General features: G+C 28.3%; 14 protein-coding genes. 12 read left to right on the top strand and 2 right to left on the bottom strand.

Annotated features, from left to right (window positions below; all coding sequences use genetic code 11):
- Window positions 1-244 precede the first annotated feature (244 nt).
- The 8 genes from metF (at window position 245) to ARA56_RS10150 (ending at window position 7848) form a co-directional block, all read left to right on the top strand.
- A complete protein-coding gene (metF, locus tag ARA56_RS10180) occupies window positions 245-1126 on the top strand; it encodes a methylenetetrahydrofolate reductase [NAD(P)H] (protein ID WP_055266344.1) in 882 nt (293 codons plus the stop codon).
- Window positions 1127-1144: 18 nt separating this feature from the next.
- On the top strand, window positions 1145-1600 hold the full coding sequence (locus ARA56_RS10175; protein ID WP_055266342.1) for an S-ribosylhomocysteine lyase: 456 nt from the start codon (window positions 1145-1147) through the stop codon (window positions 1598-1600).
- Window positions 1590-2264: a vitamin B12 dependent-methionine synthase activation domain-containing protein gene (locus ARA56_RS10170; protein WP_055266340.1), complete on the top strand. Its 675-nt coding sequence runs from the start codon at window positions 1590-1592 to the stop codon at window positions 2262-2264. The genes ARA56_RS10175 and ARA56_RS10170 overlap by 11 nt, the downstream gene beginning before the upstream one ends.
- Window positions 2254-4641, top strand: coding sequence for a homocysteine S-methyltransferase family protein (locus tag ARA56_RS10165; protein WP_055266352.1), 2388 nt, complete (start codon window positions 2254-2256; stop codon window positions 4639-4641). The genes ARA56_RS10170 and ARA56_RS10165 overlap by 11 nt, the downstream gene beginning before the upstream one ends.
- Window positions 4642-4726: 85 nt before the next feature.
- Window positions 4727-5839: an endonuclease/exonuclease/phosphatase family protein gene (locus tag ARA56_RS10160; RefSeq protein WP_055266338.1), complete on the top strand. Its 1113-nt coding sequence runs from the start codon at window positions 4727-4729 to the stop codon at window positions 5837-5839.
- Between the two features lie 167 nt (window positions 5840-6006).
- Window positions 6007-6471, top strand: a complete 465-nt coding sequence (locus ARA56_RS10155) for a hypothetical protein (RefSeq protein ID WP_055266336.1) — start codon at window positions 6007-6009, stop codon at window positions 6469-6471.
- A gap of 127 nt (window positions 6472-6598) precedes the next feature.
- Window positions 6599-6958, top strand: a complete 360-nt coding sequence (locus tag ARA56_RS16950; protein WP_242855920.1) for a hypothetical protein — start codon at window positions 6599-6601, stop codon at window positions 6956-6958.
- A gap of 8 nt (window positions 6959-6966) precedes the next feature.
- Entirely contained in the window at window positions 6967-7848 is an 882-nt protein-coding gene (locus ARA56_RS10150; RefSeq protein WP_242855917.1) for a hypothetical protein, read from the top strand.
- Window positions 7849-8063: 215 nt separating this feature from the next.
- Here ARA56_RS10150 and ARA56_RS10145 read toward each other — a convergent pair whose 3' ends face one another.
- On the bottom strand, window positions 8064-9734 hold the full coding sequence (locus tag ARA56_RS10145; protein WP_055266334.1) for an ammonium transporter: 1671 nt from the start codon (window positions 9732-9734) through the stop codon (window positions 8064-8066).
- 211 nt (window positions 9735-9945) lie between these two features.
- Complete coding sequence (locus tag ARA56_RS10140; RefSeq protein ID WP_055266332.1) at window positions 9946-10680, bottom strand: 3'-5' exonuclease; 735 nt, start codon at window positions 10678-10680, stop codon at window positions 9946-9948.
- A gap of 214 nt (window positions 10681-10894) precedes the next feature.
- On the opposite strand from ARA56_RS10140, the gene ARA56_RS10135 reads away from it, so the two are divergent.
- The 4 genes from ARA56_RS10135 (at window position 10895) to ARA56_RS10120 (ending at window position 17602) form a co-directional block, all read left to right on the top strand.
- Window positions 10895-14074, top strand: coding sequence for a ligand-binding sensor domain-containing protein (locus ARA56_RS10135; RefSeq protein ID WP_055266330.1), 3180 nt, complete (start codon window positions 10895-10897; stop codon window positions 14072-14074).
- Between the two features lie 57 nt (window positions 14075-14131).
- Window positions 14132-15016: a potassium channel family protein gene (locus tag ARA56_RS10130; RefSeq protein ID WP_055266328.1), complete on the top strand. Its 885-nt coding sequence runs from the start codon at window positions 14132-14134 to the stop codon at window positions 15014-15016.
- A gap of 121 nt (window positions 15017-15137) precedes the next feature.
- Window positions 15138-15884 (top strand): DeoR/GlpR family DNA-binding transcription regulator, encoded by a 747-nt coding sequence (locus ARA56_RS10125; protein WP_055266326.1) that lies wholly within the window; start codon window positions 15138-15140, stop codon window positions 15882-15884.
- A gap of 263 nt (window positions 15885-16147) precedes the next feature.
- Window positions 16148-17602 carry a glycoside hydrolase family 1 protein gene (locus ARA56_RS10120; protein ID WP_055266324.1) on the top strand — a complete coding sequence of 485 codons (1455 nt, stop codon included), beginning with the start codon at window positions 16148-16150 and terminating at the stop codon, window positions 17600-17602.
- Window positions 17603-17652 lie beyond the last annotated feature (50 nt).

The raw sequence follows: 17652 nt of genomic DNA, 5'->3' as shown, positions 1-17652 counted from the left end.
TTATAATATAATAAGTAAATAAAGGTTGTCTTATTGGACAACCTTTATTATGTATCAAATCAACAATTTAATCTAACAGAGCCAAAGAGAAAAGTGTGGTTATACATTAGTATAACTACACTTTTTATATTTTAAATGTGTTTTTATATAAAATAGTTATAAAAAATGTTATTATAATATTAGAAAATTATTGAAATAAATACATAAAAAGTATTTGAATTTCTAAAAGGAATGGGGGATATAAATGAATATTAGAGAAATTTTCGACCAAAAAAAATTGGTGTTTTCTTTTGAGGTATTTCCACCTAAAAGTACTTCTCCAATAAAAAATATATATAAGGCGTTAAATGAACTAGTGAAATTAGAACCAGACTTTATAAGTGTTACCTATGGGGCAGGAGGAAGCACTATAAACAATAAGACTACTGAGATATCATCTCTTATAAAAAATATTTATGGAATAGAATCATTAGCACATCTAACTTGTATTTCTTCAACTAGAGAGCAAATAGTCGATATAACTGAAAGATTAAAGCTTGAGGAAGTTGAAAATATATTAGCTCTAAGAGGTGATGATAATGGTACAAGCTGTGGAGATTTTAATTATGCTAATGAATTAATAAGTTATATTAAAGAAAAAGAAAGTTTTAATATAATAGCTGCATGTTATCCGGAAGGACATATTGCAAATAAAGATATTAAATTAGAGATTGATAATATAGAAAGAAAGATTGAAAGTGGAGCAACTAGCTTTATATCTCAACTGTTTTTAGATAATAATATTTATTATAAATTTTTAGAAGAGATAGAAAAAAGAAATATTAAAACTAAGATTCAAGCAGGAATAATGCCTGTTATAAATGCAAAGCAGATGAGGAGAATAACTGAACTCTGTGGTGCAACTATACCTTTAAAGTTTAAAAAGATAATGGAAAGGTATGAGAATAATCCAGAAGCTTTAACGCAAGCTGGTATAGCTTATGCAACAGATCAGATAATAGACTTATCTTCAAGCAATGTAGATGGAGTTCATTTGTATACAATGAATAATCCATATGTTGCAAAGAATATAAGTAAGAATATAGGGAAAATAATAAGTTCGATAAATGAAGTTCAAAATGTATAGTAAAAAGGAGAGTTTGAGATGGAAAAGGTAGAAAGTTTTGAATTAGATCATAGAAAAGTAAAGGCACCTTATATAAGGAAATGTTGTGTTTTAAATGGAGAAAAAGGTGATAAAGTAAGTAAGTTTGATGTTAGATTTCTTCAACCTAATAAAGAAGCATTTGGAACAGCTGCAATGCATGGATTAGAGCATCTATTAGCTCATACATTAAGAGAGAAGTTAGAAGGTGTTATAGATTTATCACCAATGGGATGTAGAACAGGATTCTATCTAACTATTTGGGGAGATAGGGAGTGTAATGAAATAAAAGAAGCAGTAGAATATTCTTTAAATAAGGTTTTAGAAGCAACAGAAATTCCAGCAAAAAATGAAGTCCAATGTGGCAATTATAGAGATTTATCGCTTTTTGGAGCACAAGAATATGCTAAAGAAGCATTAGAAAAGGGTTTTTCACTTAATATTTATGGAGAATAATTTAAAGATAGATATAAATGAGGTATTAAGATATCTAGGATATAGAGGTCAAGAAATTACTAATGAACTTATGGAAGAAGTTGAAGAAGCCATTAAAGAAAGTAAGTGTTTGCTTAAAGTTAAATATGTTTGTAAAGAATTTAAGATTACAAAAAATAATAGTGACATATTATTAGAAGGAACAAATTTAAGATTAAAAGGTAAAGATATATTTAACTTATTACAAAATAGTGATAAGTGTATATTGATGGCAGCAACTGTTGGTAGTGATATAGAAAGAAAGATTAAGTTTTATAGTAAAATTAATTTAACGAAAGCTTTAATATTAGATTCTTGTGCAACAGCGGCTATTGAAGAAGTATGTAATAATTTACAGGAAAGTATAGGAAGAGAGATGCTTAAAGGTGAAGAAAATTTCACCTTTAGGTATAGTCCTGGATATGGAGATTTATCTTTAGATATACAAAAAGATTTTATAAGTATTTTAGATTGTGAGCGAAAGATTGGAGTAAAGGTTTCTAGCAATATGTTATTATTTCCCAGGAAATCTGTCACAGCAATTTTAGGAATAACTAATAAGAAGCAAAATAGAGATAGATGCAAAGAGTGTAGTAACTTTGAAAGATGTAACTATAGAAAAGGGGATAAAAGGTGTGGACGTTAGAGAATTAATTAAAGATAGAGTAGTTGTATTTGATGGAGCTATGGGAACTATGCTCCAAAAAAGAGGATTAAGGCTTGGAGAAAATCCAGAAGTAATTAATTTTACAAATGAGGATACTGTAATAGATATACATAAGGAATACATAAAAGCTGGAGCAGATATTGTAACTACTAATACTTTTGGGGCTAATGAGATTAAATTGAAAAACACACCATATTCAGTAGAAGAAGTTGTAAGCAAGGCAGTAACTTTAGCTAAGAAAGCAGTTTCTAATAATGAGGTATTAGTAGCTTTAGATATAGGGCCTATAGGAGAACTTATAGAACCTATGGGAACATTATCTTTTGAGCATGCAGTAAATATATTCAAAAGAATAATAAGAGCTGGAGATAAAGCAGGAGTGGATTTAGTATTAATAGAAACTATGACTGATCTTTATGAGATGAAGGCAGCGATATTAGCATGTAAAGAAGAAAGTACATTACCTATATTTGCAACTATGACTTTTGAGGAAGATGGAAGAACTTTTACAGGGTGTCTTCCAGAAAGTATGGCGATAACACTTGAAGGATTAGGGGTAGATGTGCTAGGGGTAAATTGTTCTTTAGGTCCGAAGGAACTTTTACCTATATTAAAAAGAGTAGTTTCAAATACTAATATCCCAGTAATGGTTCAGCCTAATGCAGGTTTACCTAAAATTATTGATAATGAAACAGTATATTATATTACTGCTTCAGAGTTTAGAGAAAGAGCAGAAGAGTTTGTAAATAATGGTATATCAATTATTGGTGGATGCTGTGGAACAACACCACAATTTATTAGCGAGTTATCTAAGCTTAAAAGTTTGAAAATATTAGAAAGAGAAAAAGTTACAAAAGCTGTACTTACAACACCTTCTAAGTTAGTGGAAGTAAATGAAGTAAAAGTTGTTGGAGAAAGAATTAATCCTACAGGGAAGAAGCTCTTTAAAGAAGCTCTTAAGAAAAATGATATAGATTATATATTAAGACAAGCTATAGAGCAAGTTGAAGCAGGAGCTGACTTATTAGATGTTAATGTTGGATTACCTGAAATAAATGAAGAAGAAATGATAATTAAGATAATTAAAGAAATTCAGTCTATTTTAGATGTACCACTTCAAATAGATTCTAATGACCCTAATGTTATTGAAAAAGGTTTAAGATACTATAATGGTAAACCCATAGTTAATTCAGTAAATGGTGATGATGAAGTTTTAGATAGTATTTTACCAAGTGTAAAGAAATATGGAGCTGCTGTAGTTGGATTGACATTAGATAGCAATGGAATACCTAATAAAGCTATTGATAGATTTAAAATAGCAGAAAAGATAGTAAGTAGAGCATTAGAATATGGAATAAATAGAGAAGATATATATATTGATGCATTAACTCTTACAGTATCGGCACAACAAGAAGAAGTAGTAGAAACATTAAAAGCTTTAAGAATTATTAAGGAAAAGTTAGGAGTTAAGACTGTTCTAGGTGTATCAAACATATCATTTGGAATGCCAATGAGGGAAATTATAAATGAGACTTTTTTAGTGATGGCAATGGAAGCTGGACTTGATTTGCCTATAATAAATCCTAATAAAGAGAATATGATAGGAGCAGTTAGAGCTTTTAAGGTATTGAAAAATTATGATAAAAATGGAGCAAATTATATAGCCGCTTATGGAAATAAGAAAAATGAAGTAGCTAATAAAGTAGAAGGTAAAAAAGAAATTTTAGATATTAACACATTAGAAAATTGCATTTTAAAAGGTTTAAGAAATTCCACAAAAGAGATTACATTGAGGCTTTTAGATGATAAAAGAGAATTGGATATAGTTAATGAGGACTTAATTCCTGCATTAGATAAGGTAGGAAAAAAATATGAAAATGGAGAGATTTTCTTACCTCAATTAATTCAAGCTGCAGAAACTGTAAAGGTAGCTTTTGATATTATAAAAGAAAGACTTGTGTTAAGTGATAAAGGAAGTTCTGTAGGTAAAGGGAAAATTATTTTAGCTACAGTTCAAGGGGACATTCATGATATAGGTAAAAATATAGTTAAAGTTATATTAGAGAATTATGGCTATGACATAATTGATTTAGGTAAAGATGTAAATATAGAAAAGGTAGTAGAAGAAGCAGTGAAAAGTGATGTTAAGCTAGTTGGCCTTAGTGCACTTATGACGACTACTATAAAATCTATGGAGAAGACTATTCAACAATTAAAGATTAATGACTATAAAGGTTATATAATGGTTGGAGGAGCTGTAGTAACTGAAGAGTATGCTAAAAAAATGGGGGCAGATTATTATGCTAAAGATGCCAATGATTCTGTAAAGATAGCTAAGGAAGTGTTTGGAAAGTGATGCTATTAAAACTTAAATTGTGATTAATAAAAAGTGATAAATATTTTTAAAGATTAATTATTAACTTAGATAATGGGGGAATAATATGAAGAAACAAAAGTATTTAAAAAATTTTTTAAAAGCAATAGGAATTTTATTTTTAGCTATAATTGTAATCGTTGGTTTATATGTTGCATATATGAGTATTCAATATTATAGGATTGATGATAATGTTGTAGTTGAGGATGAAAATCCATCGGATATAATTCTTACAGCTAAAGAGAAACATTCAGTAATAACATATAATATTGGCTTTGGAGCCTATAATCATCAATTTTCATTTTTCATGGATAGCGGAGAGATGAAAGATGGAACACAGGTTGTAGGAAGTGATTCTAAAGCAGAGAGTAAGGAAGTTGTAATTGAAAATACTAATAATTCCATAGATTTTGTTGATAATTTAGATGCTGATTTTTATCTTTTCCAAGAAGTAGATACTAAAGCTACTCGTAGTTATAATGTAAATCAATATGAGATGTTAAAGAGATTAGGTTCAGAGTATTCTTTAAGCTTTGCAAATAACTTTCACTCTGCATTTTTAATGTACCCATTTACAGAGCCACATGGCTCAGTTAATTCTGGATTAACTACTATGAGTAAATATAGAATAAATGAATCTATAAGAAAGCAATATCCAGTAAGTACTGATTTTATTACTAAGTTTACAGATTTGGATAGATGTTTTTTACTTTCTAGAGTTCCTGTTGATAATGGAAAAGAATTAGTATTAATAAATACTCATATGTCAGCTTATGACGAGGGTGGAGCAATAAGAAAAGAACAGTTAAAGGTTCTTAATGAAGTATTAGAAGCAGAGTATGAAAAAGGTAATTATGTTATTGTCGGCGGAGATTTCAATCATGATATAGCTGATACAAAAGAGTTGTTTGAAAGTAATCAAAATATTCCAGAATGGGTTTATCAGTTAGATGATAATGATTTAGAAGAGGGATTTACTTTTGTAATAGCAGATAATTATAAAGAAGTTGCTACTTGTAGAAGTACTGATATGCCTTATGTAGAAGGTGGAAATTACACAGTAGTTATAGATGGATTTATTGTATCAGACAATATAAAAAGTTTTAGGGCGGAAAATTTAGATGCTAACTTTGTATCATCTGATCATAATCCAGTAGCATTATATTTTATACTAGAATAGTAGAAATTTTATATCAATTTGGCTCTATGCTTGATGATTAATGATAAAAAAGCTTGGTTATAAATGCCAAGCTTTTAATTTTGAACTTATTTACAAATAATTACGTAATATCATAGTTATCTTTCTCAAATACTATAATTAACGTATGGTATTAGGAGGATAAGATTATGGATAAAGAATATAATAGTAATATTTTTAGAACATATAAATTAGATTACTTTGGAAAGTATCATTTTTATGAAGAGAATGAATTAGTTAAAGAAAAAGAAGATGGAGAATATATTTTAGAAAATTTAAAAAAGAGTAATAGATTTGATTATAATGGAGCATCATATACATTTACGAAGTTTGGAAATATATCTGAAGGAAGAACAGAAAAAGATGTAGATTTAACAATTAAAGAGAATGATTATAATGTTGATATTAACGGAGAAGTAGTTCATTTAGATTTAATTTATAAGATGGATATAAAAAAATTAGAAGATCACTATAGAATAACTACAAGGATTAGTGAAAAGGGAGATACAGTATCTTGCTTACTTTATATAGATTTAGAGAATGGAGAAGATTTTATTAATGGATTAAATCATGTTAAGGAAGCACAAATAGAACTATCTCGACCAAAAGATTAAAAATCTATATTATATTTAAAATATATTAGAACGTTAACTATTTATTAAGTTAGCGTTTTAAATTATGTAATAAATTGTATATAATGTATAATATAGTTGTTAGCAATTTGTATTGGGGTAGATATTAATGAACGAAAAGTATAAAAGGTTAAGTTTATATTATAGAGATTTATGGTGGAAGAGTAGTTGTGATTTACAGTTGACTATGACTAAATATACTTTAGAAGAAAAGCAAAGACGTGAAAAAGATTTTGATGTACTTATAGATAAGATTATAAAGTATATTGAAAGCTTTCCTAAAGATGAAAAGAAGAGAGAGAGTTGGAGAATAAAGGGGAATGATTATATTGAAAAAATAATTTCTTCTGAACGTATATTTAAATTAGGTGTTATTGATAAAGAAATGAAAAGTGCTTTCATCAAATCAACAAAAGATTTCATAAAGCATCTAAGTCTTTTGACAGTACTCTATCTTATGAAGATATAGGACAAGCAATGAGAAATGTATGGATAGTGAATATGTTACAACAAGCCTTTGGAGAAACGATTAGATTTAATAATGGAGTTTTTGGATATAGTATGCTGTATCCATATACAGATAACTATTTAGATAATATTGAGATAGGATTAGAAGAAAAGATTTCTTTTAATAAGAGATTTACTAAAAGACTTAATGGTGAGAAGGTTATGCCATTAAATAAACATGAGGATAAGGTTTATAATCTTGTTTCCTGTATTGAATCAGAATTTAAGAGAGAAAAATTTAATGGTGTATATGATAGTCTTTTACTTATACAGGAAGGGCAAAAATTAAGTCTTAATCAGCAAGAGGAAGAGAGCATTCCTTATGAAAAAGATATTTTGGGCATATCTATTGATAAAGGGGGAGCATCAGTGATTGCTGATGGAAATCTTATTAGAGGAACTATGAGTGAGGAAGAAGAAAGGTTTGCTTGGGGCTATGGATTTCTATTGCAGTTAGGTGATGATTTACAGGATATAAAAGCTGATAAAGAAAAGAAGCATATGACAATAATGTCTCAGCTTGCAGGGAAATATCATTTAGATAAAATAGTTAATAAACTTATAAATTTAACTATTTATGTAGTAGATAATGCTAAATGTTTTGTATGTAAAAATCCTAATGAGCTTAAAGAATTAATAAAAAATAATTGCAACTATATGGTTTTATTTGCAATCATTGATAATAAAGAATACTTCTCAAAAGAGTATATAAATGAAATTAATGACTATTTACCATTTACAATTGAATTCTGTGGAGGGATTAAACAGAAAATAAATGATAAATTTAAGAAGCTAAAAAAAGAGTATCATGGAGTTGCTGTAGAGGATATATTAATGGAGTTTTGTATGTAAATAAAGTGCGAAGCACTTTGGTGAAAAGTTTGACTTCGTCAAAGGGGAAAATGTCACTGACGTGACAGTGAAAATATTGCTTATGGCAATAGTGAAAAGTGTCTACATTAGTACCTTTCACTTTAACATAAGTTAACTTTTCCCCGCTACGCTAGTAGCCTTTTAACTTCGACGAAGTCGACCTTTCACCTGTGAGCTTCGCGAACAATTTATTTTTATTCTTCGTCTTGAAGAGCATCGTATCCTTCTTCGTTAGTCCTTATTTTAACTACATTTTCTACTGGATAAACAAAAATTTTTCCATCACCAATCTTACCGGTATATAAAGCCTTCTTAATAGTATTTATTAGTGTTTCAACTGGGATTTTACATATTATAATTTCAACTTTAAGCTTAGGTAATAAAGTAACTTCTACAGGAGTACCTCTATAGTAGTTAGTAGAACCTTTTTGCATACCGTATCCTAGTACATTAGTAACAGTCATACCTGTAATTCCAAGATTATCTAATGCTAGCTTTAAAGCATCAAATCTATCTTTGTTAGTTATTACAACAACTTTAGTCATCTTACTTCCATCAGTAGGACCATTATATACAACGGGAATAGTGTCTACAGTGCTCATAGGAGTAGTAGTAGGAACAGAAAGACCTGTAGTAGTAGTAGGAACAAACATAAAATCAGCATAACTACTTTCTAAACCATGTTCAAATTTATCAAGACCTAAGATTTCTTCTTCAGCTGATACACGAAGTCCAACAGTTTTCTTTATTACTAGAAATACTATTGTCATTGTAACTAAAACCCAAAGAATAACACAAAGTACACCAAGAATTTGAGTTCCTAAGAATTTAAATCCACCACCGTAGAATAATCCACCATCTAAAGCAAATAAACCAGTTAAAACTGTTCCTAATGCACCACATACACCATGAACAGAAATTGCTCCTACAGGGTCATCTATCTTAAGTTTTTTCTCAATAAATTCCACTGCAAAAGTTAATACTAATCCAGCTATAACTCCAATAAAGAATGCACCACTAGGAGATACCATGTCACAGCCAGCTGTTATGGCAACAAGACCAGCTAGTGAACCGTTTAATGTCATAGAAACATCTGGTTTTTTATATTTAATCCAAGTAACTATCATAACAACTATTGTAGATGAAGCAGCAGCAATATTTGTAGTCATAAATATGTTACTTGCTGATAAAAGCATTGCATCTCCAGTCATTGAAACAGTCGAACAACCATTAAATCCAAACCAACAGAACCATAATATAAATACTCCTAAAGCTCCTAGTGTAAGGCTATGGCCAGGTATTGCATGAGCTTTCCCATCTTTAGAATATTTACCTATACGAGGTCCAAGAATTTTAGCACCAACTAATGCAGCTATACCACCTACCATATGAACAGCAGTGGAACCAGCAAAATCATGAAATCCCATTTGTGATAAGAATCCACCACCCCAAATCCAGTGGCCAGAAATAGGGTATATAAGCGCACTAATAATTAAACTATAAATACAGTAAGCAGAGAATTTTGTTCTTTCTGCCATTGCTCCAGAAACTATTGTAGCTGCAGTTGCACAGAATACAGTTTGGAATATTACAAATGTAAAAGTAGGTAGTGAAGAACTATAATCCCCTCTAATAAATAAATCCAAACTACCTATTAATGGGCCATCTCCAGCAAACATAAGGCCAAATCCAATAAACCAAAAAACTACAGTTCCAATAGCAAAATCCATTAAGTTTTTCATGATTATATTTCCTGCATTTTTTGCTCTAGTAAAGCCTGTCTCAACCATAGCAAAACCTGCTTGCATGAAAAATACTAATACAGCCCCAAATAAAGTCCAAATTGTGTCAAGTGATGAATACATAAATAATTCCCCCTTTTTTATTGTTATAAAAATAGAGTGAATTTTACTGACTATGCAAAGTAAAATTCACTCCATTGTGATAGCTATTAAATTTATAAAATAAAAAGGCACTTTGAACTATTTTAGTTCAAAGCGCCTTTGCTTTTTATGCTAATTATTATATTACAAGATATTGGAAAAAGGAAGTGTTTTTTAAAAAAAATTATAAAATTTATTTGTTAAACTGATTAGTTTTACCCATCATATATGCTAATTTAATCATATCCTTTTCTTCATCAGTAATATTTCTATTATACATTTTTTCAAATTGATTTATTAAAGCTGAAGTATCAATACTAGTTTTTGTATGTTTTTCTCTCTTATTATCAGTGTAAATATATAATTGAGGTTTCATTCTTTTGTTGTAAATTTTTTTAAAGACTTCAGCTGTGTAGTAAGCATCATTAAACGCATCGTGAAATTCAGATTCTATAGGTATTTCAAGCTGTTCTGTAGCTACCTTTAAACCAATTTTTCTACCTTTTGAATATTTTAATGCTTTAGATAAGTAACACTGAATATCTATATATTTTTTGGGAATAGCATCAGAAGATAATTTGTAATAATTAGCGTTTCTTATTAATTCTTTAATATCATTAACTCCCCATAAAACTAAAGTTGCATCTTCTGTTCCGATAAAATTGATAAAGTCTTTGTAAACATCTATAAAAAATTTAGCTGAATTTATTTGCTCATAATTTATATTAGTTAATTCTTCTACGTAAGGATGAATAAGTTTATGAACAGTTGGTTTAATAAAAGAATTGAAGGTCGAAATTGTGTTAAAGTTACTGTCCAATTTTAAAGCTCCTATTTGAATTATCTCGAACATAAGGGGAGATTTTTCAGTAGTTTTATTATCAGGATGTTGTTGATTAAATTCTAAGTCAAATATTATATAATTCATTTTTTCACCTACATGAACTTATGGTATTAATATTATTAGTTTTGCACTTGTTATTAGGAATATTACTTTATAATAATTCCAAAAATACATTAATAAGCTATGTAATATATTACAATAAATAAAAGTGAAATTAAAGAGTAAGTTTCCAAAATAATGACATTTAATATTTTATATAGTATAATTATTTTAAAAAAATGTAGAAAAGAGTAGAAAAATGACGAAAAAGATATCAATTAAAGCTACTAAGACTCTTATATTTATATTTATTTTTATTTTGGGTTTTGGAGGAGTTAAATGTGATGCTTATGATGGTATAAGTTTTAGTAATATAACTATAGAGGATGGATTATCACAGGCTACTGTTGAAACTATTTTACAAGATAAAAAAGGATATATTTGGTTTGGTACTAATAATGGATTAAATAGGTATAATGGTTATGATTTTAAGGTATATAACCATGAAAAAGGTAATCCTAGCAGTATTATTAATAATTATATAGTTGATTTAAAGGAAGATTTTGAAGGTAATATATGGGTTGGAACAGCAAATGGAATCAGTAAGATTAGCTCCGATGAAGAAACTATTACGAATTATTCACAGGGAGAAGAAAATGGAGGATTATCTCATTATAATATATGGGAAATACTGATTTTGAGAAATGGGAAAATATTAGTATCTACAGCTAATGGATTAAATTTTTACGATGAAAAAACAGATTCTTTTAAAAGAATTTTTAATGATGATAGTTTATCTAGTCAAATGATTTATTCGATTGATGAAGATAGTGAAGGTAATATTTGGCTAGCGACTGACAATGGGTTAAATATGATATCAAAAGAAACTGGTGAAATAACCAGATATTATCATGATGATACGAAAAACTCCATAGCAGAAAATCGTATTTATAAAGTGTATTGTGATGATAATGGATTTATATGGTTAGGTACATTTACAAAAGGTGCATCAAGAATAAACAGAAAAACTGGAGAGATTACCAACTATTATAAAGATTCATGGGGATTAGATAAATATCCAGGAGAACATATAAGAGATTTTTATAAGGATAGTAATGGTGATCTATGGATTTGTAGTAGCAATGGTTTAGTTAAATATGATTATAATAAGTTTATATTATATAACAATAAGGTCTATGATAATAGAAGTTTAGTTAATGACACTGTATTTACAATTATAGAGGATAGGACTGGAATGCTATGGGCTGGAACTTATGCTGGAGTGAGTGTGTTTGATTCATCTAATAGCATTGTTCATTATAAAAATGATCCTTTTGATAGCACAACTATTAGTGAGAATATGATTCAAAGTATTTATGAAGATAGTGATGGCTATTTATGGGTAGGTACTCATACAAAAGGAGTTGATATTTTAGATGGTGATAGGAAAAAGATAAAAACTCTTAGTTTTGAAGATAATGAAATTATAAGTGGAAATAGAGTAAATGCTATAAAAGGTTATAAGAATTATATTTTCTTGGCAACAAATAATGGGCTAAATATAATAGATAGAGATAATAAAAGTATAAAAATAATAAAAAAAGAAGAAGGTTTAGAAACTATAAATATTAGAAATCTTTGGGTTGATGATAAAGGATATCTTTGGATAGGAACTATCGATGGAATATTTGTAATGAATATAGATACAAATAAAATTGAAAATGTAACTTATATATTGGAAAATGCTGAAACAGATGACTACTATAGTGGTTATATTTTTCAAGATAGTGAAGGAATATATTGGATAGGTAACTTTGTTAATGGAGGCTTAACTAAGATAGATCCATATACTAAAGAGGTTACTAACTACAAGTATGATAGTAATAATAAGAATTCATTAATAGATAATGTTGTAAGGACAATTGTAGAAGATGGTAAAGGGAATATATGGATAGGAACAAGTGAAGGATTAAGTGTTCTAGATAAAAAGACAAATAGCTTTACTAATTATACTACAAAAGATGGATTACCTAATGATACTATTTATGGAATATTAATTGATGATGAAGATAATCTATGGTTATCAACTAATAATGGATTATCTAGATTTGATATTTTAAATCAAAAATTCATGAATTTTAATATAACTGATGGCCTTCAAAGCAATGAATTTAATGGAGGAGCATATTTTAAATCAAAGTCAGGAGAATTCTTCTTTGGAGGAATAAATGGAATGAATTCATTTTATCCTGCTGATATAAAATCAAATAATTATAGTGAAAATGTAGTTTTTGATGAATTTCGTGTAAATGGAATAAAGGTTAGAGATATTAATGGAAAAGTATTTTCACATGATCAAAATAATATAGGTATTCAAGTTTTTTTACCAGAATATAAAAATAGTAAAAATATAAGATATTATTATAGTCTTAATGATGATGATTGGATGCCTATGGATAAGACAACAGTATTGTTTAGTGAACTATCTCCTGGAAAATATAATTTTAAAATAAAAGCTATGAATAGTAATGGTATTGTTAGTGAGAGTAATGAATTAAGTTTCAAAATAAAAATGCCATTTTTAATTAGTTATCCAGCATTAGCCTTTTACCTTATTGTAATTATAATAATGATAAAATTACATAAAAATAAATTAAATAGATTAGATACTCTAGTTGATAGAAGAACTAAAGAGTTACGTGATGAGATGGAAATAAATAAAACTCTTTTTGATAAGATTATTAAATTAGAGAGAGATAAAAATAGCTATTTTATAAATTTATCTCATGAGTTAAGAACTCCATTAAATGTTTTACATACCATAGAACAGCTTATAAGTACTTTAAATAAATCTGGTAATATTGAAAGAAGTAAATTAGATTATTATATGTCTATTATGAGAAAAAATAATAATAGACTTTTAAGGTTGATTAATAATCTAATCGATATTTCTAAGATGGAGAATGGTAAATATAAAATAGAAAAAGAAGAAGTAGATATTGTATATCTTGTAGAAGAAGCTGCACTAAGTATGAAGGAGTATATTGAGGAGAAAGGAATAAGTCTTATAATAGATCCAGAAGTTGAGGAGAAAATTATAAGATGTGATGGTGAAGATATTGAAAGGTGTATACTAAATCTTATTAGTAATGCTACAAAATTTACACCAGAAGGTGGAGAGATTACAGTATTAATTGAGGATTTGAATGAAAAGGTTAGAATAGTAGTTAAGGATACAGGAATAGGCATACCGGAGGAGTTCAAAGATTTAATATTTAATAGATTTGACCAAGTTGTTGATTCTGATGCAGAGGTAAAAGGAGGAAGTGGTTTAGGACTTACAATAACAAAGCAGATAGTAACTTTACATAAAGGTACAATTTATGTAGAAAGCAAAGTTGGAGAAGGAAGTTCCTTTATTATAGAATTACCGGTATAGATTAAAAAATATTTTTTAATAATATAGATTTAAGATACTTTTAAAGTAGGTGAAATAATGGGGAAATTATTTATAGTCATTTCGACGTTTTTACTTTTAGTAGTGATTGGGGTTAGAAATGCAAAAAATAATAAGAGAATTTTTACAGTTTTAAATAAAATAATGAAAGAAATAAATACTACCTATATTCAGTTGTTTAAGGAAAAGTCTAAATTAAGAAGAAGTGTTCAGATAATATTAATAATAGCAGCAGAGATATTTATAGCAATATCTATTTCTACAAGTGTAATTAGATATATGGATACTTACATGATAAGTACAGTGGATTTACTAATAAAAATAGGGATTATTATAGTATCATTAATAGTAATACATTATTCTATGGGATATATATTGCTTATTACAATTAAAATCCATAAGTTTATATATGGTGTGGAAAATAAGAATGTTAAAGTAGATTTACTTCTAAGTTATTTTATTATAAGTACTTATTTTACTGCCTTATTATTATCACCAGAAGAATTTGAGAGTACATATGTATTAGGATTAATAGGGATTACAGTATCTTATGTGTTAAATATGAAGGTACTTATACAACTTATAAGAAATCCTTATAATATAAAAAGTAAGCATGAAGAAGAAACTTCTTATAGTAGGATTATAGTTGCAGCAATACTTATGGTTGGATTAATAGTTCTCAATTTATTCTTAGGAGTATGTTTTATAAATGGAGCAGAGCCAGGTGCTTTTAGTAATTCTCCAAATGCATTTGATTTATTTTATTATACTGTAATTACTTTTACAACTATAGGATATGGAGATATAACTCCATTGACTATAGGAGCGAAAATTATAAGTATAATTATATCTATAACTAGTGTAATATGTTTAACAATATTCTTAAGTACAATTTTATCATATAAAGATAATAGTGAAAATTAGAATAAATAAATCAGTAGAGTAGTTTAACACTTGTTAAATTTGTTGACATAAAAATTAACAAGTGTTAATATTTGTTCATATAATGAATAATTTTAAAAATAATGGTATATAGGTGATTGATGTGGTGCTTATAGATAGATGGATAGAAATATTAGAATATTTAAAGGTTAAAAAATTTGCTACTGTTGAAGAAATGATGGAGAAGTTTGAGATTTCTAGATCAACATTAAGGCGTGACTTGATAGCAATGGAGGATAGAGGTCATATAAAGAGAACTCGTGGGGGAGCAGAGATTATTGAAAAAAATGATGATAATCTTGAATGGGTAAGTTTATCAGAAATATTCAAATATAAAAAAGAAGAAAAGATAGAAATAGCTAAAGTAGCAGCGAAGCTTATTAAAGATAATGATGTAATATTTATAGATTCAGGCTCAACTTGTTATTATATGATAGATTATATAAATGCAAAGAATATAACAGTTGTAACTAATGGGATACTACATATTCAGAAGCTTATGGCAAAAGGTATTAATACTTATATATTAGGGGGATATGCAAAACCGGAATTAAACTTAATTATAGGTGAGGACATAGTAAGTAAGATAAATGTGATGAATTTTGATATAGCATTTTTAGGAACGATGGGAATAGATTCTAAAAGCGGATTTACAACACAATTACTTAGTGACGGAGAAGTTAAAAGAGCTGTGATTAGCTCTGCCGAGAAATGTTTTGTTCTTGCAGATACATCAAAGTTTAATAAGAGAAAATTTTATACTTATGGAGAGTTTTCAGAAGCTACTGTAATTACAAATTCTGAGGTTGAATTTGAAGATTCTAAAATTGATATTATATATTGTGATTAATTAAATATAATTTTGATAATATAAACCTTATTGATAGAAGAAAATTAAAAAGATAGATATAGATTACTTTTAAAGTCGGTTTTAACTGGCTTTATTTTTTTATAAATTAATGAAATAAATAAAGAAAGATAATTTTCAAAAAATGAAAATTGGTCATTATATGGACAAAATAAATTGACTAATGTTCAAAAGGTGATTTATAATTTACTCAAAGAAGAAAATGAAATATTTTAAGAATAAAATTAGAATAATGGAGGGTACTTATGAGTAATATTAAATTCCCAGAAAATTTCTTATGGGGTGGAGCTACTGCAGCTAACCAATTTGAAGGTGGATATAGAGAAGGTGGAAAGGGGTTAAGTACATCTGATGTTATGACAGGTGGAACTCACACTGTAGCAAGAAGAATTACTCCTGAATTAGAAGAAGGAACTTATTATCCAAGCCATGAGGCAATCGATTTTTATCATAGATATAAGGAAGATATAGCTCTTTTTGCAGAAATGGGATTCAAAACTTTTAGAATGTCTATGAACTGGACAAGAATATTCCCTAACGGTGATGAATTAGAACCAAATGAAGAAGGTTTAAAATTCTATGATGATGTTTTTGCTGAATTAAAGAAATATAATATAGAACCATTAGTAACTATTTCTCACTATGAAACACCATTTGGTTTAACAAAGAAATGGAATGCATGGGAAGATAGAAGAACTATAGATTGTTATTTAAGATATTGTGAAACTATATTTAACAGATATAAAGATACAGTTAAGTACTGGTTAACATTTAATGAAATTAACATATTAACTCACGGTGCAGCTGCTGCATTTATGGGTGCTGGAGTAATGTTTGATGATATAAGAGAATTAAAGTTTGGGCCAGAAGCGGCAGGACATAAGCAAGAATGTTTCCAAGCTTTACATCACCAATTTGTTGCAAGTGCTAAAGCAGTTCAATTAGGACATTCTATAAACCCAGACTTTAAAATTGGGTGTATGATAGCTTACGGTAAGCAATATCCATATACTTGTAATCCAGAAGATGTATTATTAGCTCAACAAAGCGAAGAGTTCTCTAACTTCTTATGTGGTGATGTTCAAGTTAGAGGGGCATACTCAGGATTTGCTAAGCGTTACTTCAGAGAAAATAACATTGAAATCAAGATGGAAGAAGGAGATTTAGAAACTCTTAAAAATGGATGTGTTGATTTCTATACATTTAGCTACTATATGACTAACTGTGTAAGTAAAGATCCAAATGTTGAAACTACTGGTGGAAATCTTTCAATGGGATTAAAGAATCCTTACTTAGAAGCAAGTGATTGGGGATGGCAAATTGACCCTGTAGGTTTAAGAACTACTTTAAATCAAATTTATAACAGATACCAAATTCCAATGATGATTGTTGAAAATGGATTAGGAGCTGTTGATACAGTTGAAGCTGATGGATCAATAAATGATGATTACAGAATTAATTACTTAAAAGCTCATATCGAGCAAATGAAGGAAGCTATTGCTGATGGTGTTGAATTATGGGGATATACTCCATGGGGATGTATTGATCTTGTATCAGCTGGTACTGGTGAAATGAAGAAGAGATATGGATTCATCTATGTTGATAAGAATAATGATGGAACTGGTACTTTAAATAGATCAAGAAAGAAGAGTTTCTACTGGTATAAAAATGTAATAGCTACAAATGGTGAAGAGCTATAAAATATAATTAATATAAAATAGCAATAGATACATTACGTCTATTGCTATTT

The sequence above is a fragment of the Clostridium disporicum genome, from assembly GCF_001405015.1.
In the GTDB taxonomy this organism is placed as follows: domain Bacteria; phylum Bacillota; class Clostridia; order Clostridiales; family Clostridiaceae; genus Clostridium; species Clostridium disporicum_B.
This window is presented reverse-complemented; position numbering and strand designations above follow the sequence as displayed.